Source organism: Colwellia asteriadis (assembly GCF_039523295.1).
Taxonomy (GTDB): domain Bacteria; phylum Pseudomonadota; class Gammaproteobacteria; order Enterobacterales; family Alteromonadaceae; genus Colwellia; species Colwellia asteriadis.
In genome coordinates this window covers 686,458-707,694 of record NZ_BAAAFA010000001.1, presented here as the reverse complement: position 1 = coordinate 707,694, position 21,237 = coordinate 686,458, and the positions used below count along the sequence as shown (strand labels likewise).

The following is a 21,237-nucleotide window of genomic DNA, read 5'->3' as shown; positions in this document are numbered from 1 at the left end:
AAATAAGCCTTAAATCAGCTAGTGAATTCAGGTATTATAGTCACTGTATGATAGCTTTTAGGTTGTTATTACTCTGTATATTTTATAAATCGTACAACTCAAACATTTCTATTAATCAATAAAGCTTAATTACACCATGTCAAACAGCACATTACATCTTCATATTTTAGGGATTTGCGGCACATTTATGGGCGGAATTGCCGCTATTGCCAAGGAACTGGGTTTTACGGTAAGTGGCTCTGATGCTAACGTTTATCCGCCAATGAGCACTCAGTTAGAGCAGCTTGGTATTCATTTAAACTCAGGTTATCACCCAGATAACTTTTCTGATGATATTGATTTGGTTATTGTTGGCAATGCCATGTCTCGTGGTAACCCTATGGTTGAATATATGCTTGATCGTAATATTCCCTATATTTCAGGTCCGCAATGGTTATTAGAAAATGTGTTAAAAGATCGCTGGGTATTAGCAGTATCAGGTACCCATGGAAAAACGACCACTAGTAGTATGCTGGCGTGGATTTTAGAATATGCGCAACTCGCGCCAGGCTTTTTAATTGGCGGCGTACCTCAAAATTTCACTAGCTCTGCACGCTTAGGTAATGCTCCTTTCTTTGTCATAGAAGCTGATGAATATGATAGTGCTTTTTTTGATAAACGCTCTAAATTTGTACATTACCGACCGCGTACGCTGGTCATTAATAACCTTGAGTTTGATCACGCAGATATCTTTAATGATTTAAGCGATATTCAACGCCAGTTCCATCATTTAATGCGCATGGTTCCGAGTAATGGTTTGATATTATCGCCAGCAAATGATGTCGCGATAGAGGAAACTTTAGCTATGGGCTGCTGGACACCAACAGAAATGAGCAATGTTGAATCAGGCTGGCAAGCTAACAAGCTCACCGAAGAAGGCAGTGAATTTACAGTGTCTTTTAATGGTGTCGTGCAAGGCACCGTCTTATGGAATTTAATGGGCGACTTTAATATTGATAACGGCTTAATGGCTATTGCTGCGGCTCGACATGCAGGAGTACCAGCGCATATTGCCATTGAGGCTTTGGCTGAGTTTGTTAACACTAAAAGGCGTTTCGAATTACGCGGTATTATTAACGATATTGCTGTTTATGATGACTTTGCTCATCACCCTACCGCGATTGAGCGTACCTTAGCTGGCGTTAAAGCTAAATTAGCGAGTCAGAGCAAGCAAGGTCAAAAATCAGGCCGTATTTTAGCGGTATTAGAGCCTCGCTCAAACACTATGAAATCAGGCATTCACAAAGACACTTTACCTAAGTCACTAGCGCAGGCCGATTATGTTTATATTTATCAAGGTGAGCCATTAAGCTGGCCAGTAACCGATTTAATTGCGCAATGTCAGCCACCTTGTCTTGTTGAAAATTCATTAATGGCATTAATTCACAATATCACCCAAGAAGCACAGGCTGGCGATATTATTGTTATTATGAGTAATGGCGGCTTTGAAGGCATTCATGAAAAATTAATAACTAGTTTACAGCAGCATAATGATTAACCAGATTAACCAGATTAACCAGATTAACCAGATAGACAAGAGAGCTTAAACCATGGCCGTATTAACAATATTAACCGCCCCTGATGAAAGATTAATTCAACAGGCCAAACCTGTAAGTGATGTAACGGCTATTCAAGGTCTTATCGATGACTTATTAGAAACCATGTACGATACTGATGACGGTATTGGCTTAGCGGCAACTCAAGTAGGACGTAGTGAGGCTGTAGTGGTTATTGATATTTCAGAAGGTCGAGATGAACCGTTGGTCTTAGTGAACCCTGTTATTGTGAGTGGCGAAGAAAAAGCAAAAGGTCAAGAAGGTTGTCTTTCTGTACCGGGTTATTATGCTGACGTTGAGCGCTTTAGCAAAGTTACAGTAAGCGCGTTAGACCGAGACGCTAAAGAAATAACAGTAACTAGTGATGAGTTTCTTGCCATTGTGATGCAACATGAAATAGATCACTTACAAGGCACTTTGTTTATTGATTACTTATCACCACTTAAAAAACAAATGGCGTTGAAGAAAGTAAAAAAAACTATTAAAGCGTCATAAAAACCGATATTTTTTATAACACACTAAGTGATTAATTAGCGTAATGACTAGTCAGGTAACGAGTTGAATAAACCATGAGTAACTTAATAGCAGATGAACAAACCTTTAATGGCACAATTACCTTAGCTATTACGGGGGCTTCTGGTGCGGGCTACGCCTTACGCCTACTTGAATGCTTAGTCGCGGCTAATTACCGACTTTATGTACTGTGCTCTAGCGCTGGACGTATTGTGCTTGATACGGAGGTAGGCGTAAAAATACCGTCATCGCCGGAGAAAGCAAGTGCGTTTTTAACTGAAAAATATCAAGCGAAAGTAGGGCAAATTACCGTTTTTGGTAAAGAACAGTGGTTTTCGCCTGTAGCTTCGGGTTCAGCAGCACCCAAAAAAATGGTGGTTTGTCCGTGCTCTACTGGTACCGTTGCCGCTATTAGTCACGGTATGAGTGATAATTTAATTGAACGTGCTGCCGATGTGGTTATTAAAGAGCGTGGTCAGTTAATTTTAGTGGTAAGGGAAACACCATTTTCAACATTGCATTTACAAAATATGCTTAGTCTATCGCAGCAAAACGTGACAATCATGCCTGCCTCGCCTGGTTTTTATCATAAAGCTGAGTCTATAAATGATTTAACTGACTTTATGGTAGGTCGGATACTCGATCATCTCGAGATACCGCAAACCATTATGCCAAGGTGGGGTTATCGGTAGGTAATTATTTGAACTGTATTTGATAGCAAAAAAGGCATTACACTGTAATGCCTTTTTTATTCGTGATTATCGAAAGGTACTTAAGAATTTATCTGTTAAAAGCTTATTTACTAAGAGGTTAAAAATTACTCGTCGAAGCTAAATTCTATATACGCTTTACCAAACTCCGACTTTAAAGGGATGATAACAATAGGCCCTTTCGCTTTATGATGAATCATATGCTTATTACCTGAAACAACAATAGGGGTTGCCATATCAAACTCTATACCCTTTTCACTGAGCATACGCTTAGCGCCACCAGTTACCATATTGGTAATTTCGCCGACTAAATCGGTTATCTCTTCATTTACTTCATCAGGAGCTTCGCCAACCATGCCTTTCATGGTTGCTAAGGCTAAAGGGGTATCAAATGTAATTGATAAGGAGCCTTTCGCTTGTGGACTGACCATGCCAATTAATCCAGATACGTCACCCATAGCTACTTCATTCTTTTTAAGCTTAGGTTTTTCTGGAGTTAACTCCATTTGCGCCATTGTTGACATTACATTTAGCATTGAAGATAAAAATGGATTTATAAACTCTACATTCATGAAGCTTTCCAAGCCTTATTAGCTGTTTAGTTTTAATTATTATTTGATTTTGCATGGTTATTTTATAAATGTAAATCAAATAGCTTAATAGTTAACACTTTAAACGTGAATCATTGGCAGTGTGAGTAATATAAATAACCTAAAACATATCTATGTATGATTATCATTAAATACTTTCGCCGTTGTAATATTTACTGAGAGAATTCACTCGTTTAACTTCTCTTGGGTAAGTATCGGCGAGTATGTAATTTTTTACCACTAAATTAGCGAAAATATTACGATAAAGCATAATTCGTCATAATAACGACGGTTTTAGCTAAGTCAGTTAATTGTTAACTATTGAGGCTTAACTTGGCAATTTTTACAACTACCATGGGCTTCTACTATTTGATGGGTAATAGTAAACCCATTAGTATCTGCCATCGCGCGTAATGCTAGATCAAAATTGTTTGATTGAATTTCTTCAACATGCCCACACTCATCACAAATTAGTAATTGTACGGGATGGTTACACTCACCAAAATGATGACACATAACAAAAGCGTTAATTGATTCTATTTTATGAACAAAGCCTTGTTTACATAAAAAATCTAACGCACGATAAATAGTTGCTGGCTTTGCTGCAGGGTCAAGCTCTTTCAGCTCAGCTAATAGGTCGTAGGCACCTACAGCGCCTTCATGGTTAGCCAACAAAAGGAAAACTTGCTCTCTTACTTTGGTAAAGCGAGCGCCTTTCTTTTGACAAACCTGTTGTGCTTGAATTAGTAATGATTGTGCCGTCATAGTACTTAATTATCGTTTATAAATTTACAGTTTAAAGCAGTGTAACATAGCCTTTATAATGAGTTAACTTAATTTAAGAGCCGTTTATTAAGGTTGTTTGCTTAAGTAAATAGTGTCGTTAAATAAAGCATTCGCCATTTTGTAGGGGGTACTTTACAATACTAACTGTACTTTAGTATAAAGACAGCGCTGTCTTTATTGTTACTCACTTGTAGGAAGAATGCATGACTCGTTATCTTGCCCTTGATGCCTTTCGAGGTATAACCATCGCTTTAATGATTTTAGTGAATACGCCTGGAAGCTGGTCGCACGTCTATGCGCCACTGTTACATGCCGACTGGCATGGTGCTACACCAACCGATTTCGTATTTCCTTTTTTCTTATTTATTATTGGCTCTGCTATGTTTTTTTCTTTTAAGAAAATTGACTATAAAGCAAGCCCTGAGCAATTTAAAAGAATTATAAAACGTGGTTTTATCATGTTTTTCATTGGTTTTATGCTTAACGTATTTACCTTCACTATTGATTTTGAAAACTTAAGAGTGATGGGCGTTCTTCAGCGTATTGGTATTGCTTATGCTATTGCAGCTTCAATGGTGCTACTGTTAAATCGTCGTGGAATATTAATTTCATCAGCACTTATTCTATTAGGTTACTGGGCATTATTATTAATGGCTGGCGATGGTGCTTATACCCTTGAAGGCAATATTATTCGTCAGGTTGATTTAGCTATTTTAGGTGCTAATCAAATGTACACTATGCGTGGGGTTTCTTTTGACCCTGAAGGCCTATTAAGCACAATACCTGCCGTGGTTAATATGTTACTGGGCTTTGAATTAACACGTTATTTAACCAGTATTAAAGATAAAAAATCTAGTGTTATTAAGTTAACACTTATTGGTGGTTTAGCTGTTGGTTTTGGAGCGCTTTGGAGCTTGATTTTACCAATTAACAAATCATTGTGGACCTCTTCTTATGTTATTTACACCACAGGTTTTGCGTGCTTATTGTTAGCGGCCTTTATTTGGTTAATCGACATTATGAAACAGCAAAAACTTGCTGAGCCATTATTAGTTTACGGAACAAACCCACTGTTTGTATATGTACTGTCGTTTGTTGTAGTGATTGTTTATTTCCATATTAATATCGGCGATAGCAACATGTATGCGTGGTTATATCAACAACTTGCTAATGTATTTGATGCTAAGCTTGCTTCATTTATTTTTGCATTCAGCCATGTGGCCGTATTTTGGTATGTATCATTGAAACTATATCAACGTAAAATTTTCATAAAAATCTAAAGTAAATAACTCCCTTTTACTAAATATAAAAGGGAGTTATCCAATTTATTTGTTATAGTTAAATAGCTTATGGAGCATTAATTAAAGGAGTTATTTATACGAGTGAAAAAAATTACCCTAAACCAAGATGAAAATTTATCTTTCAGTTTAAGCTACCAGATGCTGCCTCAAGAGCATCAACGCATTGACTTATACTTCTCTTTACCCGTTGAAATGGGCATTAATCCAAGCACGCTCAATGAAGAAGATTACTTTTACAGTAATATAAAATGTTACAGTGCTTATTACGCTGATGAACTACACCTACCTTTAGTACGCAGCCGTTTTATCAGTCAAACTAAGGGTGAGCAAAGCGATTACCGCTTAAACCTTAACTTATATTCATATCAAATTAAAATAGCGCTTGATGCCGATATCAAGCAAACTCTTAAGCTTAAAGACGCTGAAGAGTTTTATCCTGCAGCGTTAGAGTTAGCTGAACAAATTACCTCACTGACCAAAAAACTCAGACGTTATACTCCGCCAGACAACAAATTAAAATCGTTCTTTGAAAACGCTGATAATTACCTAAGTTGGCATATCGAACAGTCCTTTTTAAAGCTCTTAAATAAAGGGCCTAAAAGTAGTGATTTTACCGTTGAACGCGACTTTTTACTTTCTTTTTGTCGAGATGAAAATAATTACCGCGTTGAAAATCAATATAACTCACAAGTTACGTTAGATGATCCAAATCGCATCACCAATAAAATGCGATTACTACAGCGACTTATTGAGTACGGTGTTGTTTTTAAAAAGCAAACTCGCTACTTAAACGTTAATTTAAAGCGTTTAGTACGCGGCGTTGTTACGGCTGTTATTATGGCATTTGTTATGTTATTGGTTTTAAATGCCCGCTCAAACTATACCGAAGTCACCATCGCCTTAATTGCTTTTCTTGGTGTTATTTATGGTTTGCGAGAAACCTTTAAAGAAGATTTAACGAACCTGATTTGGCGAAAAATACAAAAAGGCCGGCCTAAATGGCAACACCTTTTTACTCATAGCGTTAGTAAAAAGCGTATTTTAAGTAAAATATTGTGGTTGGAATATATTAAAAGCAAAGACTTGCCTAAAGCGGTTAACGAATTATTGCAACAGCGTCGGCAACAAAATAAGCAAGCGGCAAGGCTAATTCATTTTCGTTGCGATAATAAAGTGTTAGCCAAAGAATTCCTGCCGGGTTATGACGAAATACAGCAAAGAATAACTTTCAATTTAACGCCCTTTGTTCGTTTTTTAAAAAAAGGAGCAGGGCGCTTGTATTCATTAGAAGGGCAGAAAATATCGGGTCAAGCGGTTGAGCGGCGCTATCAAATAAACTTAATACTTCATCACCTCACTAAAGAAGGTGAAAAGTTACAGCGTTTTAAAATCACCCTTAATCGCTCTGAAATCGTTAATATTGAAGCTATGGGCGAAGTGAAAGATTTATAACCAGGTATTCGTTTAACAGTATTACTTGTGACAAAGAGCTTTTTCATACCCCATCATTTACTTTGTTTAGGTTTTATATTTAACGTTATGATCTCTCACAAGTTATCCATTGCCCCAATGCTCGATTGGACGGATATTTAATAAACATATGATCTGTAGAGTATTGTGGTGTACTCTTATTTCTGTTTTTTAAAAATTAATTATAATAGATTAAGCTTAACTGGCTTTATCCTCCTCTAATTGTTGTTGGATGAAGCATTTAATAAGATGGTTGTTAGCAGCTTTTGTATAGGTAATAAAAATGGTTTGGGATGTATTAGGGTATAGTTTAGTTACGATAATTGTGCTCTTTGTTGTATATTATTTGTTTGAAAGAAAGCTTGAAGCAGTTGGTCGTTTTTTTTCAAATAAAGCTAAAAGGTTTAGTGGTTTTTTATTAATCGTAGCGCTACTTTTATATTTCATTTGGTTTATGTTTGTATTAATTAGAGCAAATGAAATATTTATAGATTCAACAGTTTTCGATGCCGCTTTCCCTGGGAGATTAAATACAGAGTCTATTAATTTTTGGAAATCTGTAGCGTCTTCAACTCTAGATAGTTTAGTATTTTTAATCTTAATATCTTCTGTTTTTGCATTGCGCAGTCTAAGAGATCCGAAAGAAGATGATTATAAGCGTAAAATACAAAATCTCTTTCCTGAAATAGATATGAGTTCAGATATAGGATTATATTTACAAAAGAAAATATCTTTCCTTGCTTGTATTAGCCCTAATGTTCATAGGGTGTTAACTATTGATAAATTGTCTGATTGTGAACAATTTATACATTTGTCAGTACAGACTGATTGCGATATTAAAAATATTCATCATAACCACCCTTTTTCTGATGAGCTTCGATATAAAGTAAAACCTGATGAGTTTGAATTTGATAGCGACTACATTATTAAGGTGTTAAAAATGCAGGTGATTAAACATAGAAATGGCAAAGATAATAAAAGCAAAGTACTACCGCACGCTGTGGCTATCAGAAGTAGTGATGAAAATAGAGAGTTTGATCAATCGCTTCAGTTGCAGTTAGCACCTTACGAAACAGCTACCTATTTAACACATAGCTTAATGTGGCAAGATTTATCAAAACCGTTTAATTCAAGTAATGTTCGATATACAATTGAACAAAATTATGAAATAAAAAACGACACGAAAATGGACTTATATTTAAAGCTGATCAAACCTATTAATAGAACATTTGCTGATAGAATTAAAGAGTTATTTCGTATAAATGTTGATGATAAAAAAGAACGTTTAGTTACTTTGAAAGTTGGTGATATACATAAATTTACAACAGGCGAAGTGGAGCCAGGTGAAAAAGTTTCAGTACTTTTTTCTAAAGAACAGTTTCAGAAAGAAGAGTAAGTATAATTACTAGTATTGGTGATTTTTGTTGACAGTGAGTGTAAATATATTTACCAGTACTTGTTGACCTTGGCGTCATTTACTATAATATAAAGACTCTGGTTTAGTAATCAGATTTCGTTATCGATAATTTCTTGGGAGAAAGTTATGAATGCTATTAATATTTCGATTGTTAGTTTTGAGAGTGAAGTTGTAGGCCCTTAAGTGTTTTCGAATAACGAAAAAGGCTCCTTTACGGAGCTTTTTTTGTGCCTAAACTTTATAGGCAGTACTGTAAGAGCTATACTATTTGCGGTTAATAAACCGTATAATTGCTAATCATAATTATCATTCAGTCCTACTAAAAAATAGTGCTCTAATGGTGTACCAATATTTATTTGGCCTTACTGTAGCCCTTAAAATTTTCTATAATATCGTTTTTCATACAAAGACCGCCTTAATGATAACCAATAAAACCCTCGTAAATCATAGGCTTAGCATTGCGCCTATGCTCGATTGGACTGACCGTCATTGTCGATACTTTTATCGTGTTATGTCTAAACATACGGTGCTTTACACTGAAATGGTTACCACAGGCGCTATTTTGCATGGTAAAGGTGATTATCTTGCCTATAACGAGGCTGAGCATCCGTTAGTGCTTCAACTCGGCGGCAGTGATGTAAAAGCTATGGTTGAGTGCGCAAAAATTGCCGAACAATATGGTTATGACGAAGTGAACATTAATGTGGGTTGCCCGTCAGACAGAGTTCAAAATGGCCGCTTTGGTGCCTGTCTAATGGCAGAGCCAGCACTAGTTGCTGAATGTGTTAATGAAATGCAAGCAGCAACTAATGTACCAGTAACGGTAAAATCACGCATTGGTATTGACGATTTAGACAGTTATGAATTCTTACACACCTTTGTTGAACAAGTGGCGCAGGCAGGTTGTGAGCATTTTATTATTCATGCACGTAAAGCGTGGTTAAGTGGCTTAAGTCCAAAACAAAATCGCGACGTACCACCACTTGATTACTCTCGTGTTTATCAAATAAAGCAGGATTTCAGTAATATTGCTATTTCAATTAATGGTGGTATTAAATCTTTTGCAGAAGCCAATCAGCACTTAGCACACGTCGACGGTGTAATGATTGGGCGTGAAATATATAACTCGCCTTATATGCTAGCAACGGCAGACAATGATATTTATGGCGAAAGCAATAGTATTCTTACCCGTGAGCAGGTGATGAATACTATGGTCGATTATATTAATTATACGGTTAGTGAGGGCGGGCGTGCATGGCATGTTTTACGTCATATGTTAGGTTTATGTAATGGCTTAGCGGGCGCAAGGCACTTTCGTCGTCACCTTAGTGAATGTGCAGGCAAAGATGGAGCAGATGGTAAAATACTTACAGATGCTTACGCAAAAGTGGTGGCACTCAACCCAGATCTATAGTTTCTCAGCGTAAATTCCCATTTGTGGGATCGTATTATCAATATCGAGAAATAGCGTTGTAAATTAATGTGAAAGTTAACCAGTTATTAGTGTTTTACACAAATAACTGGTTTTTTTTGTTGCCAATGAAAGCGGTTGTTTTTATTACACTAATAAGCAATAAAATAACTCCTTAATAATCAATCTATTATAAAAAATATTTTAAATGGCACAACCTTTGTAACAGTTGTTGCAACTTAGTAACAAATAGATTGGTAAATAAAAGGAAATTCTATGTTAGATACATCAACGTTATTCACATTAATGATGGCGCCACCACTATGTTTAGTTATGATGTCGTTTGTTGTACGCGTATTAGAAAAGCATATTGCTGATAAGCTATAAACAGTAATAAGTACTTTTGACTTTTTGATGAGGTACGCGATTTAATTCTTTTCAATGCAGACTCACTGGTTATTTCTAAATGCTGTCAAGCAAGCTCTGTATGTGATCATACATATTTACATGAGTGTCGTTTATGAACACTGTTCATAATACACTTTTTACCGTAAGTCTTTAATTCACCAACCTTCAAACACCTCTTAATTAGGTGTGTGGCTTTTAAGCTCACTCACTTTTTTGCTCTGCTCAATTTAGGTTCAATTCAGTTGAGTTTATTCAGTATTAGTACCTTTTGTATTAATAACTCTATAGCTCCCTCCCAAAATAACGTTTAACTCTCTCTAGGGGATTGATGCTAATTGTTGTTCATTGCTAGAAGATCTTACTTACTTTTATATCGAGATCGAAGTCATTAAATCTGACTGTTTAGGGAAAAACAAAAGTGGTTAATTTGACTAATTTATGTGGTTATATTTACCAAAAAATAGTTTGACATAATATGTCGCTATTGTTGTTTTTTCATTGTTGTTATTTTTAATTGTTATAAATCAATCGATTAAAGAATAAATTAGCTTTGGCACAACACTTGTAATGTTAGTAACAACGAAAACGCGAACAGCTAAAAATTGCATTAATTTATTCTCAGCTGTTGATTATATTTTAAAAACTGAGCAAGAAGGATTTTATGATGAACACATTAACTTTACAAAAAGACACAGGCATTAACCGTAGTAAAGGCATGAAAAAAACAGCGTTGGTTATGGCGATAGTTGCGGGTGCATTATTTAGCGTTAATGCAAGTGCAACACAAACGTCATCAGTTGAGGCCGCAGTGAGTGATTTTGTGGTTACGCAAGGGAAGCAAATAATGAACGAGCTAAATGTGCAGCTACAAAAAACAATAGACTCAGAAATACAAACATTAGCGAATAGCTTACTTAAACATACAAGTATTTCGTCATTACCATCAAACGAAATGGTGAACACGGATAAGCAACAAGAAAAAGCTAAGTTATTAGCAAAAGCAGCCAACATCGAAAAATAAGTTTAATGGTTAACCTGAACGCGGTTTAAGAGATATTTAACAAATTGAAATATCAACAAAAGTTACTTGTCTGAATCGCTAGCTTAATAGTTTTTCTTCTTTTCATATGATAAGCAAGGCAAATTTAGCGTCAATAGCTGGCCTATTGCCAGTAAATTTAACGAAGAAGTTAGGACAAAGTAGCTGCTAGAGAAACATTTGTTAAGCCGAGCTCAGGTTAGTTACTCATTCACAACAATAACAGCACACAAATATTAATAAAGTTAGGAGAAAGTTATGGGATTATTCAGTCGTTTTACCGATATCGTTAATGCAAATATCAACAGTATGTTAGATAAAGCCGAACACCCAGAAAAAATGATTCGCATGATCATTACCGAAATGGAAGAAACGTTAATTGAAGTACGAACCACCGCGGCTAAAAACATTGCTGAGCAGAAAACACTGGCTCGACAAATAAAGTCTACTCAAAACAGTGTTGATCATTGGCATGAAAAAGCCGAACTGGCATTAGCAAAAAACCGAGAAGATTTGGCTAAGTCGGCTTTAACACAAAAGCATAAGCAACAAGCCGAGTTAGAGCATTTACATGAAGCTAATACCCAGTTGGATGAATATTTAGCCGCAGTACAAGACGACGCTATGCGTTTGCAAGATAAGCTTAATGAGGCAAAACGTCGCCAAGAAGCAATATTACGCAGAGAAGAATCTGCAGTGGTTAGATTAAAAGTTCGTGAAAAAGCAGCGGTACATAATATTGATGAAGCAATCGGTCGTTTTGAGCGCTATCAGCAAAAAATTGATCGCCTTGAAGCAGAAGTAGAAGCGTATGACTTAACTGAGTCAAAAGGGCTTTCGGCACAAATCGATGAGTTAGCGCAAAACGATGCGGTCGAGCAAGAGTTAGCAGCAATGAAACAGCAAACGGTAAATGCGTAACCGTTATATTTACCGGTTAAACATGTGAGAAGTTTTGCCACTTGAATCACGGTAGTTGGTATTGAAGTGGCACTAAACAATTGTAGTAGTAGCAGAGCAATAAGAGGCAAATTATGAATTACGATAGAGAATATTCAAGAGCAAAAGATGTTCATAAGAGTTTATCAAAAGATCAACAGTATAAAAAACTCACGGGGCTATGTGCAGGTATTGCAAAGCATTATGATTTACCACGCCTTGGAGTACGTATTGCAGCAATAGCATCATTGATTGTTTTTCCTGTTCCAACGGGCGTAGCTTATATCGTTGCAAGTGTATTACTACCGTCAAGTCGCTCATATTAGTGTCGATAAACGGCGACTAAGCTTCATCTAATAGGCGAGTTCTAGTTACTAGCCATTAAATCAATAAGTTAAGGAGAATCGTATGAGTTTTGGAAAATCTTTATTGTTGGCTATTGTGGCAACATTATTTTTAACTTATGTGTTTGGTACCGGTTTTTTACAATTCGCTGACGTAAATATCACAATGGATGGTGAGTTTGTTGAGCCCATACAAGCTATTAGCGTTTCTGCATTAGTTATGCTGGCACTTGTTTTAGTTGGGCTGGCTATTGTATTAAGCGTTTTTGGTAGTTTTATTTTTATTGCGGTGATGGTTGTAGGTACTCTCGCGATGGTTACCATTGGTATTTTTTGGCCAATATTATTAATCGCGTTACTGATTTGGCTGGTCAGTAAAGAAAAACAACCCGAACAATATAGCTAACCTGTTTGATCATTAGCGGAAAAATTTACCTAAAATAGTTTTACACGCAGGCGTATTTATTAAACGAGCAAACTCTGTACCTTCATCGTTGATGACGTCATTAACAACAGATTGTGTTGCTTGTTTAATTAAACGACGGCTGGTCATCACCGCATCATTTGGTAATTGAGCAATATTCAATGCAGTCGCTTCTGTTATTTGAATAAGTTCATTAGCTTGGCAAACTTCATTTACTAAACCATATTGATAGGCTTTTTCAGCATTAAAGCTTTTGCCCAGCACCATTAATTCAAATGCACGATTTTGACCCACAAGACGAGTGAGTAATAAACTAGAGCCAGCTTCTGGACATAAACCGAGCTGAGTAAAGGGAAGTTTAAAGTGCGCATTGTCGGCAGCAATAACCATGTCGCAATGTAATAGTAAGGTGGTGCCAATGCCTACAGCGACACCCGCGACACCTGCAATTAAAGGTTTGGTGAAATTAGCGAGTACTTTGACAAATTCTAAAGCAACCAGTTCATCATCAGGAGAGCATTGTAAAAAATCGTGTAAATCATTGCCAGCGCAAAAACAGTTTTCATCACCGCGTATCACTAAACAATGAATGTTATTATTATTGTTTACGTACTCAAAGTGTTGACACAATTCATGATACATAGCGCTACTGAGAGCATTTTTTTTATCACTTCTATTAAGGATGATAGTGAAAATTTTATTTTTTTCTGTTGTTAGTATTAAATTATTCATTTGCACCTAGCTTAGTTACAATGCATTGTTATCATAAAGATGTGATTATAAACCTTAGTGCTTGTTAAGAAGGATGTATAGTAAAATGAAAAAAATTAACGGATTTATGAGCGTTACTGTTGCAATAGTTTTATTGTTATTGAGCGGGTTTAAGTGTAGCGCCGCAGAAATAGACGCAATTAACGTCACTGATGGCTATGTACGAGCAAGTATTCCCGGTACTGCCATTTCTTCAGCTTATATGACATTGGCGAATAACAGCGAAAATAAAGTGACTTTAGTTGGGGTCAGCAGTAAAATTTCGCCACGTATTGAGTTGCATCAACATAGCATGGATGATGGTATGATGCGCATGCGACAAATAGTGCAAATTGACATAAATGCAAATAGCAGCATAGTGTTGAAACCACATGGCTTACATTTAATGATATTTGATTTAACGGAACAACTAACGCCTGAAACCAAAGTCGATATCACCTTACATTTTTCCAACGATCAACAGTTAACTATTCAACTGCCTGTTAAAGCACTTAAGTAACTGTTGTTCAGCATTATCCTAGGAGAGGATTATGAAAATCAATTTATCCACAAAGTCAATAACCGTTATAGGGTTCGTTGTCTGTGTGTTTTTTTATGGTGTTGGTGTTTACTGGAGCTTTGAGCCAGATTTTTTAGATATTAAGCAAGAGGTTATACAGGCGGCAAAAACTGAAAATGTTGCACCTGTAGTTGGTTATACCACCACAACAACGTTGATTAAAGTGGCTGAAACTTTATTAGACAAGCCTGGTGGTTATTTATCAAATGACGCACTACCTCCTTCAGTATTTTTAGATAATATCCCTGCGTGGGAGTTTGGTGTGTTAGAGATGGTGCGAGATATGGCGCTAGTGATGCGCAAAGATTTTAGTCGCTCACAATCTCAATCGTTGGTTAATACTCACCTTAAAGAAGCACAACCTCGTTTCAATATTAATCATAAAAACTGGGCGATGCCGAGTGCTGAATCAGAGTATCGCAAGGCAATTAGTCACCTTTATGCTTATCGCGCCGCTTTAGTGAGCGCTAACTCAAACGACAAAGCTCAATTTTATGCACGTGCAGATAATTTACGTGCTTATATAGAAGAAGTACAAAAACGTCTAGGTAGTTACTCGCACCGCTTAAGCGCTAGTGTTGGTCGTGAACAAGTTAATACAGACTTAGCTGGCGATAAACAAGCGCAGCAATCAAGCCAAGGTGATTTGCAGCAACAAATTAAAACTAGTTGGTGGTTAATTGATGATGTGTTTTATGAAGCGCGTGGTGCATCTTGGGCGTTACTGCAATTATTAAAAGCGATTGAAATAGACTTTGATAGTGTTTTAGCAAATAAAAATGCGCGTATTAGCTTACAGCAAATTATTCGTGAATTAGAAGCAAGCCAAGAAACCCTATGGAGCCCTATGGTATTAAACGGTGATGGTTTTGGCATGCTAGCTAACCATTCATTGGTGATGGCGAATTACATTTCACGCGCTAATGCAGCCTTGATTGATTTAAATGAATTATTAAGTAAAGGATAAGTTAATGAAAAAAACAGTTTTAGCATTAGGGCTTGCGGCCATGATGTCTACTAGTGCACAGGCCGATACCTTATTAGGTTTGTATATTGGTGGTCAAGCTTGGGCAAGTAAAGCAAGTGGTAGTTTTGGTGATGGTAGTAATAACCAATCAGCATTTGATTTTAATGACGAAGTGCAAGGAAGCTTTTTTGTTGCTTTTGAGCACCCAATTCCTTTAATTCCTAATGCAAAAATATCAAGTACCACATTAGATACAATTGGTGGTACTCAGGTAGCTAAAAGCTTTAATTTTAATGGTCAAACTTATAGTTCTAATGCAACTTTAGATACCACTTTAGAAGCAAGCTATATTGATTATACGCTTTACTATGAATTATTTGATAATGACTTATTAGTTTTTGACTTTGGTTTAACTGCCCGTGATCTTGATACCTATATTAAAGTGGCAGAGCCTGCGACTTTATATACAAGTGACTTATCAGCATCCGGTTATATTCCTATGGCTTACCTTTCAACGGTTATTGGTTTGCCATTTACAGGGTTTAACTTTTTTGCTGAAGCGAACTTCATCACCTATGACGACCAAACCGTTTATGATGCACAAGCAGGCATTAGTTATGAATTAATAGACAACTTAGCGGTTGATGTTGATTTAACCTTTGGCTACCGCACGGTTAAGCTTGAACTAAATGATTTAGATGATTTTTATAGTGACCTAACGTTTGATGGCTTTTTTGCCGGTGCTATTGTGCACTTTTAAAATATAACCACCATAAAATGAAAAAGGCGGTATTATCGTGATAATACCGCCTTTTTTATACGCTATTTAATTTTTTGTTAGTTGTATTGGAGCAGACTTTATATAGCGTTTTAATAATATATTTACCCGTTTTACATAGACTTGCGTTTCTGGAAAAGGCGGGATGCCTGCATATTTTTTCACTGCACTCTCACCAGCATTATAAGCGGCAGCAGCTAAGCTATGACTACCTCGATATTTTTTAAGTAAGCGTGCTAAATGGCGTGTACCACCATAAATATTTTGTTCAGGGTCTAGCGGCTTAGTAACCCCTAATGACTGTGCCGTACGTGGCATTAACTGCATTAACCCTTGCGCGCCTTGCTTTGAAATTGCCTTTTCGTTGAAATGTGATTCCGCATGAATAATAGCACGGACAAAAGCGGGATCTATTCTGTTTACTTGAGCTGCACTATTAATTTTTTCTTGATGTTCGGTTAAATAAAGCTTGGCGCGATGCCAATTTATGAGCGAATTTACTTCGCATGCATAGCAGTCAACACGATAGGTTTCATAATGCGTATTGATGGGCGCAATATCAGAAAAAGAAGTCACTCCCTCTGCTGACTTATAGGTGTATATAGCCGTTTTTTCAGCGGCTAAAGCTAGCGATGTTGCACTGTAGGTGCAACACAGGTAAATAAGTACTCTAAGGCTCAAGCAACGTTGAGTAAAGGTTCGGTGATAGTTTGTCACGGTGTGATCTGCTTTATTTCTATCCAATGTGTTATTTTTTATTGGGTTAGTCATTAAAAAAATATCTTTATTCCATTTTGGAATAAAAAATTGCTATCTATTCCTTCTGCTTTGCTTCGAATTTGTCTATTCTTGCACCATCAATTGTCATGGGTGAAAATCGTTATGTTGCCAGAGCAGCGTTCTACAAATCAAAACACAACAAACAATAGCAGTGCCTTAGATGCTAATCAATTAGCATTATTACAACAAGCCACGCAAAGTTATTCTTCATTGCAACTTGCTTGGGCAAGTGGCTACTTAGCGGCTAAGAGTGAGCAAGGTCAAAATGCACAAATTGCTCCAGCAGCAGAAGCGGCGGCAGCAAAAACTCTGACTATTTTATTTGCTTCACAAACAGGTAATGCTAAAGGTGTTGCTAAGCAGCTTGAGCAAAGCGCAGTGGCAGCAGGCATTACGGTTAACTTAAAAAATATTGCTGACTATAAAGCGAAAAGCCTTAAAACAGAAAGCCACGTACTTATTGTTGCTAGTACTAATGGTGAAGGCGAGCCGCCAGATGATGCCATTGAGTTTCATGAATTCTTATTAGGTAAAAAAGCGCCTAAATTACCTAATTTAAGTTATAGCGTATTGGCATTAGGCGATAGTAGCTATGAGTTTTTCTGTCAAACAGGTAAAGACTTTGATGAGCGTTTAAAGGCGTTAGGAGCAACACAAGTTGCGCCTCGTTTAGACTGTGATGTTGACTATGAAACTGATTGTGAAGCTTGGATTTCAAGCACAGTTACCAGCTTAAAAGATGAGTTAACGCAAACTGCGGTTAGCCTTGCTCCTGTTGTTGCTTTAGCGACCGCTGGCGCTGAAAGTATTTATACTAAGCAGAACCCATTAGCCGCTGAATTTTCAGTAAGCCAAAAAATTACCGGTCGTGATTCAGCCAAAGATGTTCGTCATATTGAAATAGACTTAGGTGAATCAGGCTTAACTTATCAAGTAGGTGATGCGTTAGGTGTTTGGTTTGAAAACGATGAAGCCCTTGTTAATGAGTTAGTTGCCGAGTTAAACGCCACGGGTGATGAAAAAGTTAGCCTTAAGATTAATGGCGAAACACAAGAGATCTCTTTAAAAGAAGCGTTAATTAATCATTTAGAAATTACCCAAACAGCGCCTGCATTTATTGAGTTTTGGGCAGCATTAAGTAACGACAAAGTATTACTTGAAGTAGCAAGCGACAAAAATACCGCACGTGAATTTGCGGGTAATCATCAAATTGTTGAAGTGGTTGCTTTAGCTAAAGCGGCAGTAGAGCCACAAACTTTTGTTGATAACTTACGTAAAATTACCCCGCGTTTATATTCTATTGCTTCAGCACAGGCTGAAGTTGAAGAAGAAGTGCATTTAACTGTTGGTGTAGTTGCTTACGAAGCTAATGGTAAAGAGCGTATTGGTGGTGCTTCAGGTTTCTTAGCAAACCGCCTTGAAGAAGGTCAAAAAGTACGTGTGTTTGTTGAACACAATGATAACTTCCGTTTACCTGAAAACAATGACACACCAGTGATTATGATTGGCCCAGGTACCGGTGTTGCGCCATTTAGAGCGTTTATGCAACAACGTGAAGCTGTTGAAGCTTCAGGTGATAACTGGATGTTCTTTGGCGATCAAACTTTTACTCAAGATTTCTTGTATCAAGTTGAATGGCAGAACTATTTAAAATCAGGCCTGTTAACGCGTATGGATGTAGCTTTTTCTCGTGATCAAGCGCAAAAAATCTACGTACAAGATCGTCTAAAAGAGCAAGCAAGTGACGTATTTGCGTGGCTTGAACGCGGTGCTCATTTATATATTTGTGGTGACGCAAACCGTATGGCTAAAGATGTACACCAAGCTTTAGTCGAAATTATTAGCGAGCACGGTAAATTAACTATCGAGCAAGCAGAAGATTACTTGAAATCACTACGCAGCAATAAGCGTTACCAGAAGGATGTTTACTAATGAGCAACGATATCGAAAAAAATGAAAATCCAGTGCTTATCGTTGAAGGTAAATTAGCCGATAACGAACGCTTAAAAGCAGAAAGTGACTTTTTACGCGGTACTATTGTTGAAGATCTACAAGATCGCATTACTGGCGGCTTTACCGCTGATAACTTTCAACTAATTCGTACTCACGGTATGTATCAACAAGATGACCGTGATATTCGTGCTGAACGTCAAAAACAAAAACTTGAGCCGTTACATAACGTAATGTTACGTGCACGTTTACCAGGCGGTATTATCACACCAACACAATGGTTAGCGATTGATAAGTTTGCAGATGATTACACCTCATACGGTAGTATTCGTTTAACAACGCGTCAAACGTTTCAATTTCATGGTGTATTAAAGCCAAATATTAAGTTGATGCACCAAACGCTTAATAGCATAGGTTTAGACTCTATTGCGACAGCTGGTGATGTTAACCGTAACGTACTATGTACTTCTAATCCTGTTGAATCAGAGTTACATCAAGAAGCGTATGAATGGGCGGTTAAATTAAGTGAGCACTTATTACCAAAAACACGTGCTTACGCTGAAATTTGGTTAGATGAAGAACGTGTTGAAACAACTGAGGTAGTTGAGCCTATTTTAGGTAGTACTTACTTACCTCGTAAGTTTAAAACTACCGTTGTTATTCCACCACAAAACGATATTGATGTGCACGCTAATGATTTAAGCTTTGTTGCCATTAGCGATAACGGTAAGTTAATTGGTTTTAACGTACTTGTTGGCGGTGGTTTAGCAATGACACATGGCGATAGCGGTACTTACCCGCGTACTGCCGACGATTTTGGTTTTATTGCATTAGAGCACACTTTAGCTGTCGCTGAAGCGGTAGTTACTACGCAGCGCGACTGGGGTAACCGAGTTAACCGTAAAAATGCTAAAACGAAATACACCTTAGATCGTGTTGGCGCAGATACTTTTAAAGCGGAAGTTGAACGTCGTGCTGGTGTTGAATTTAGTGAATCACGCCCGTATGAGTTTACTCACCGTGGCGATAGCTTTGGCTGGGTTGCAGGTATTGATGGTAAGCATCACTTAACACTATTTATTGAAAATGGTCGTTTACTTGATTTTGCCGGTAAGAGCTTGAAAACAGGTGTTGCTGAAATCGCTAAAATTCACCAAGGTGATTTCCGTTTAACCGCTAACCAAAACTTAATTGTGGCTGGTGTTGCCGAAGCCGATAAAGCTTCTATTGAAAAATTAGCACGTGAACATGGCTTGATAAACGATAGTGTTTCCAACCAGCGTAAAAGTTCTATGGCATGTGTAGCATTTCCTACATGTCCATTAGCTATGGCTGAAGCAGAGCGTTATTTACCAACCTTAGTTGATGATGTTGAAGCCATTTTGGCTAAAAATGATTTAGCAGGCGAAAGCATTATTTTACGTGTTACTGGCTGTCCAAATGGTTGTGGTCGCGCCATGCTTGCTGAAATAGGTTTAGTGGGTAAAGGTCCTGGTAAATACAATATGTATTTAGGGAGTGACTTAGGCGGTACCCGTGTTCCTAATCTTTATAAAGAAAATGTTGATGAAGCAGGTGTCTTAACCGAAATTGATGCTTTAAGTGCGCGTTGGTCAGCTGAACGTAATAATAATGAAGCTTTTGGTGATTTCGTTATTCGTGCTGGTATTGTTGATGAAGTGAAAATTAGTGTTAGGGACTTTCATCATGCCTAGTGCAATCACTAGCTCAGCGGTTATTAATAACCGCTTTCCAGCGTCATTACCTAAACCGTGGTTAGCGCAATGGAATGAGCAACTTGAGCAGCAGTCGTCTATTGCCCGTGTTGAATGGGCAATGGAAAATTTGCCGAGCCAATTTGTACTATCATCAAGTTTCGGTATTCAGTCAGCAGTTATGTTGCATATGTTGACGCAAGTAGATAATAATATTCCGGTATTACTTACGGATACTGGACATTTATTCCCTGAAACGTACCGCTTTATTGAAGAGCTAACCGAACGCTTAAAGCTAAACTTAAAGGTGTATAGCGCTGAAGAAAGCGCAGCTTGGCAGCTAGCAAAATACGGTGAAGAGTGGGCAAAAGATGAAGAATCATTAAAAGCTTATAATCGCCGTAATAAAGTTGAACCGCTTGAGCGTGGTTTATCAGAGCTTAATGCTGGTACTTGGTTTTCGGGGGTTCGACGTCAGCAGTCATCTCATCGTGAAGGTTTATCAGTGGTGAGCATTTTACGTGGCCGCTTTAAAGTACACCCGATTATTGATTGGTCTAATAAAGATGTGCATGAGTATTTAACTAAACATAATTTACCGTACCATCCATTATGGGATGAAGGTTATGTTTCAGTGGGCGATGTCCATAGTACCAGACCACTCACCTTAGGTATGGAAGAAAGCGATACACGCTTTGGTGGCGGTCAGCGAGAGTGTGGTTTACATACTGACGGCGACGGCATTTAACTCGCGACTCAAACGGCTCTGT

General features: G+C 37.4%; 21 protein-coding genes. 17 read left to right on the top strand and 4 right to left on the bottom strand.

What is annotated here, in order from left to right; all coding sequences use genetic code 11:
* Positions 1-136: 136 nt before the first annotated feature.
* The 3 genes from mpl (at position 137) to ABD005_RS02955 (ending at position 2,800) form a co-directional block, all read left to right on the top strand.
* Complete coding sequence (mpl, locus tag ABD005_RS02965; RefSeq protein WP_343814787.1) at positions 137-1,537, top strand: UDP-N-acetylmuramate:L-alanyl-gamma-D-glutamyl-meso-diaminopimelate ligase; 1,401 nt, start codon at positions 137-139, stop codon at positions 1,535-1,537.
* A gap of 52 nt (positions 1,538-1,589) precedes the next feature.
* On the top strand, positions 1,590-2,090 hold the full coding sequence (def, locus tag ABD005_RS02960) for a peptide deformylase (protein ID WP_343814785.1): 501 nt from the start codon (positions 1,590-1,592) through the stop codon (positions 2,088-2,090).
* A gap of 74 nt (positions 2,091-2,164) precedes the next feature.
* Positions 2,165-2,800, top strand: a complete 636-nt coding sequence (locus ABD005_RS02955; protein WP_343814782.1) for a flavin prenyltransferase UbiX — start codon at positions 2,165-2,167, stop codon at positions 2,798-2,800.
* Between the two features lie 125 nt (positions 2,801-2,925).
* Here ABD005_RS02955 and ABD005_RS02950 read toward each other — a convergent pair whose 3' ends face one another.
* Together ABD005_RS02950 and zur are read right to left on the bottom strand one after the other, a co-directional pair.
* Entirely contained in the window at positions 2,926-3,390 is a 465-nt protein-coding gene (locus ABD005_RS02950; protein WP_215978751.1) for a chemotaxis protein CheX, read from the bottom strand.
* Between the two features lie 336 nt (positions 3,391-3,726).
* Entirely contained in the window at positions 3,727-4,173 is a 447-nt protein-coding gene (gene zur, locus ABD005_RS02945; RefSeq protein ID WP_215978752.1) for a zinc uptake transcriptional repressor Zur, read from the bottom strand.
* 224 nt (positions 4,174-4,397) lie between these two features.
* Here zur and ABD005_RS02940 point away from each other — a divergent pair, with 224 nt between their 5' ends.
* The 8 genes from ABD005_RS02940 to ABD005_RS02905 all read left to right on the top strand — a co-directional run bounded on the left by ABD005_RS02940 (position 4,398) and on the right by ABD005_RS02905 (position 12,929).
* Complete coding sequence (locus ABD005_RS02940) at positions 4,398-5,474, top strand: acyltransferase family protein (protein WP_343814778.1); 1,077 nt, start codon at positions 4,398-4,400, stop codon at positions 5,472-5,474.
* A gap of 102 nt (positions 5,475-5,576) precedes the next feature.
* Positions 5,577-6,947, top strand: a complete 1,371-nt coding sequence (locus ABD005_RS02935; RefSeq protein WP_343814775.1) for a hypothetical protein — start codon at positions 5,577-5,579, stop codon at positions 6,945-6,947.
* A 301-nt stretch (positions 6,948-7,248) separates the two neighbouring features.
* The gene (locus ABD005_RS02930; protein WP_343814772.1) at positions 7,249-8,361 is read left to right on the top strand and encodes a hypothetical protein; all 1,113 of its coding nucleotides are present in this window, start codon (positions 7,249-7,251) and stop codon (positions 8,359-8,361) included.
* 439 nt (positions 8,362-8,800) lie between these two features.
* The gene (gene dusA, locus ABD005_RS02925) at positions 8,801-9,796 is read left to right on the top strand and encodes a tRNA dihydrouridine(20/20a) synthase DusA (protein ID WP_343814769.1); all 996 of its coding nucleotides are present in this window, start codon (positions 8,801-8,803) and stop codon (positions 9,794-9,796) included.
* A gap of 1,066 nt (positions 9,797-10,862) precedes the next feature.
* Positions 10,863-11,222, top strand: a complete 360-nt coding sequence (locus tag ABD005_RS02920; RefSeq protein WP_215978760.1) for a hypothetical protein — start codon at positions 10,863-10,865, stop codon at positions 11,220-11,222.
* A 276-nt stretch (positions 11,223-11,498) separates the two neighbouring features.
* A complete protein-coding gene (gene pspA / locus ABD005_RS02915) occupies positions 11,499-12,161 on the top strand; it encodes a phage shock protein PspA (RefSeq protein WP_343814767.1) in 663 nt (220 codons plus the stop codon).
* A gap of 113 nt (positions 12,162-12,274) precedes the next feature.
* A complete protein-coding gene (locus ABD005_RS02910) occupies positions 12,275-12,505 on the top strand; it encodes a PspC domain-containing protein (protein ID WP_343814764.1) in 231 nt (76 codons plus the stop codon).
* An 82-nt stretch (positions 12,506-12,587) separates the two neighbouring features.
* Positions 12,588-12,929, top strand: coding sequence for a hypothetical protein (locus ABD005_RS02905; protein ID WP_215978763.1), 342 nt, complete (start codon positions 12,588-12,590; stop codon positions 12,927-12,929).
* A gap of 12 nt (positions 12,930-12,941) precedes the next feature.
* Here ABD005_RS02905 and ABD005_RS02900 read toward each other — a convergent pair whose 3' ends face one another.
* The gene (locus tag ABD005_RS02900) at positions 12,942-13,679 is read right to left on the bottom strand and encodes an enoyl-CoA hydratase-related protein (protein WP_343814759.1); all 738 of its coding nucleotides are present in this window, start codon (positions 13,677-13,679) and stop codon (positions 12,942-12,944) included.
* Positions 13,680-13,764: 85 nt separating this feature from the next.
* Between ABD005_RS02900 and ABD005_RS02895 the strand changes: the two genes are divergently transcribed.
* From ABD005_RS02895 to ABD005_RS02885, 3 genes are read left to right on the top strand one after another with little or no spacing between them, the layout of a single operon-like run.
* Positions 13,765-14,217, top strand: coding sequence for a copper chaperone PCu(A)C (locus tag ABD005_RS02895; RefSeq protein WP_343814756.1), 453 nt, complete (start codon positions 13,765-13,767; stop codon positions 14,215-14,217).
* Between the two features lie 31 nt (positions 14,218-14,248).
* Positions 14,249-15,244 (top strand): DUF2333 family protein, encoded by a 996-nt coding sequence (locus ABD005_RS02890; RefSeq protein ID WP_343814753.1) that lies wholly within the window; start codon positions 14,249-14,251, stop codon positions 15,242-15,244.
* Between the two features lie 4 nt (positions 15,245-15,248).
* Positions 15,249-16,004 (top strand): TIGR04219 family outer membrane beta-barrel protein, encoded by a 756-nt coding sequence (locus ABD005_RS02885; protein WP_215978767.1) that lies wholly within the window; start codon positions 15,249-15,251, stop codon positions 16,002-16,004.
* A gap of 66 nt (positions 16,005-16,070) precedes the next feature.
* Here ABD005_RS02885 and ABD005_RS02880 read toward each other — a convergent pair whose 3' ends face one another.
* Positions 16,071-16,793, bottom strand: a complete 723-nt coding sequence (locus tag ABD005_RS02880; protein WP_343814750.1) for a lytic transglycosylase domain-containing protein — start codon at positions 16,791-16,793, stop codon at positions 16,071-16,073.
* 111 nt (positions 16,794-16,904) lie between these two features.
* On the opposite strand from ABD005_RS02880, the gene ABD005_RS02875 reads away from it, so the two are divergent.
* Genes ABD005_RS02875 through ABD005_RS02865 form a run of 3 tightly spaced genes read left to right on the top strand, consistent with a single transcriptional unit; the run spans position 16,905 to position 21,215 of the window.
* On the top strand, positions 16,905-18,734 hold the full coding sequence (locus ABD005_RS02875; protein WP_343814747.1) for an assimilatory sulfite reductase (NADPH) flavoprotein subunit: 1,830 nt from the start codon (positions 16,905-16,907) through the stop codon (positions 18,732-18,734).
* Entirely contained in the window at positions 18,734-20,467 is a 1,734-nt protein-coding gene (gene cysI, locus ABD005_RS02870; protein WP_343814744.1) for an assimilatory sulfite reductase (NADPH) hemoprotein subunit, read from the top strand. Before ABD005_RS02875 ends, cysI begins: the two co-directional genes overlap by 1 nt.
* Positions 20,460-21,215: a phosphoadenylyl-sulfate reductase gene (locus ABD005_RS02865; protein WP_215978771.1), complete on the top strand. Its 756-nt coding sequence runs from the start codon at positions 20,460-20,462 to the stop codon at positions 21,213-21,215. Before cysI ends, ABD005_RS02865 begins: the two co-directional genes overlap by 8 nt.
* The last annotated feature ends 22 nt before the right edge of the window (positions 21,216-21,237 follow it).

Excerpts from the sequence above, each read along its gene's own strand:
- mpl (WP_343814787.1), top strand. The coding sequence starts at position 137 with ATGTCAAACAGCACATTACATCTTCATATTTTAGGGATTTGCGGCACA.
- ABD005_RS02905 (WP_215978763.1), top strand. The coding sequence starts at position 12,588 with ATGAGTTTTGGAAAATCTTTATTGTTGGCTATTGTGGCAACATTATTT.
- zur (WP_215978752.1), bottom strand. The coding sequence starts at position 4,173 with ATGACGGCACAATCATTACTAATTCAAGCACAACAGGTTTGTCAAAAG.
- ABD005_RS02955 (WP_343814782.1), top strand. The coding sequence starts at position 2,165 with ATGAGTAACTTAATAGCAGATGAACAAACCTTTAATGGCACAATTACC.
- dusA (WP_343814769.1), top strand. The coding sequence starts at position 8,801 with ATGATAACCAATAAAACCCTCGTAAATCATAGGCTTAGCATTGCGCCT.
- ABD005_RS02950 (WP_215978751.1), bottom strand. The coding sequence starts at position 3,390 with ATGAATGTAGAGTTTATAAATCCATTTTTATCTTCAATGCTAAATGTA.
- ABD005_RS02890 (WP_343814753.1), top strand. The coding sequence starts at position 14,249 with ATGAAAATCAATTTATCCACAAAGTCAATAACCGTTATAGGGTTCGTT.
- ABD005_RS02880 (WP_343814750.1), bottom strand. The coding sequence starts at position 16,793 with ATGACTAACCCAATAAAAAATAACACATTGGATAGAAATAAAGCAGAT.
- ABD005_RS02875 (WP_343814747.1), top strand. The coding sequence starts at position 16,905 with ATGTTGCCAGAGCAGCGTTCTACAAATCAAAACACAACAAACAATAGC.
- cysI (WP_343814744.1), top strand. The coding sequence starts at position 18,734 with ATGAGCAACGATATCGAAAAAAATGAAAATCCAGTGCTTATCGTTGAA.
- ABD005_RS02895 (WP_343814756.1), top strand. The coding sequence starts at position 13,765 with ATGAAAAAAATTAACGGATTTATGAGCGTTACTGTTGCAATAGTTTTA.
- def (WP_343814785.1), top strand. The coding sequence starts at position 1,590 with ATGGCCGTATTAACAATATTAACCGCCCCTGATGAAAGATTAATTCAA.
- ABD005_RS02910 (WP_343814764.1), top strand. The coding sequence starts at position 12,275 with ATGAATTACGATAGAGAATATTCAAGAGCAAAAGATGTTCATAAGAGT.
- ABD005_RS02940 (WP_343814778.1), top strand. The coding sequence starts at position 4,398 with ATGACTCGTTATCTTGCCCTTGATGCCTTTCGAGGTATAACCATCGCT.
- ABD005_RS02865 (WP_215978771.1), top strand. The coding sequence starts at position 20,460 with ATGCCTAGTGCAATCACTAGCTCAGCGGTTATTAATAACCGCTTTCCA.
- ABD005_RS02920 (WP_215978760.1), top strand. The coding sequence starts at position 10,863 with ATGATGAACACATTAACTTTACAAAAAGACACAGGCATTAACCGTAGT.
- ABD005_RS02885 (WP_215978767.1), top strand. The coding sequence starts at position 15,249 with ATGAAAAAAACAGTTTTAGCATTAGGGCTTGCGGCCATGATGTCTACT.
- ABD005_RS02930 (WP_343814772.1), top strand. The coding sequence starts at position 7,249 with ATGGTTTGGGATGTATTAGGGTATAGTTTAGTTACGATAATTGTGCTC.
- pspA (WP_343814767.1), top strand. The coding sequence starts at position 11,499 with ATGGGATTATTCAGTCGTTTTACCGATATCGTTAATGCAAATATCAAC.
- ABD005_RS02900 (WP_343814759.1), bottom strand. The coding sequence starts at position 13,679 with ATGAATAATTTAATACTAACAACAGAAAAAAATAAAATTTTCACTATC.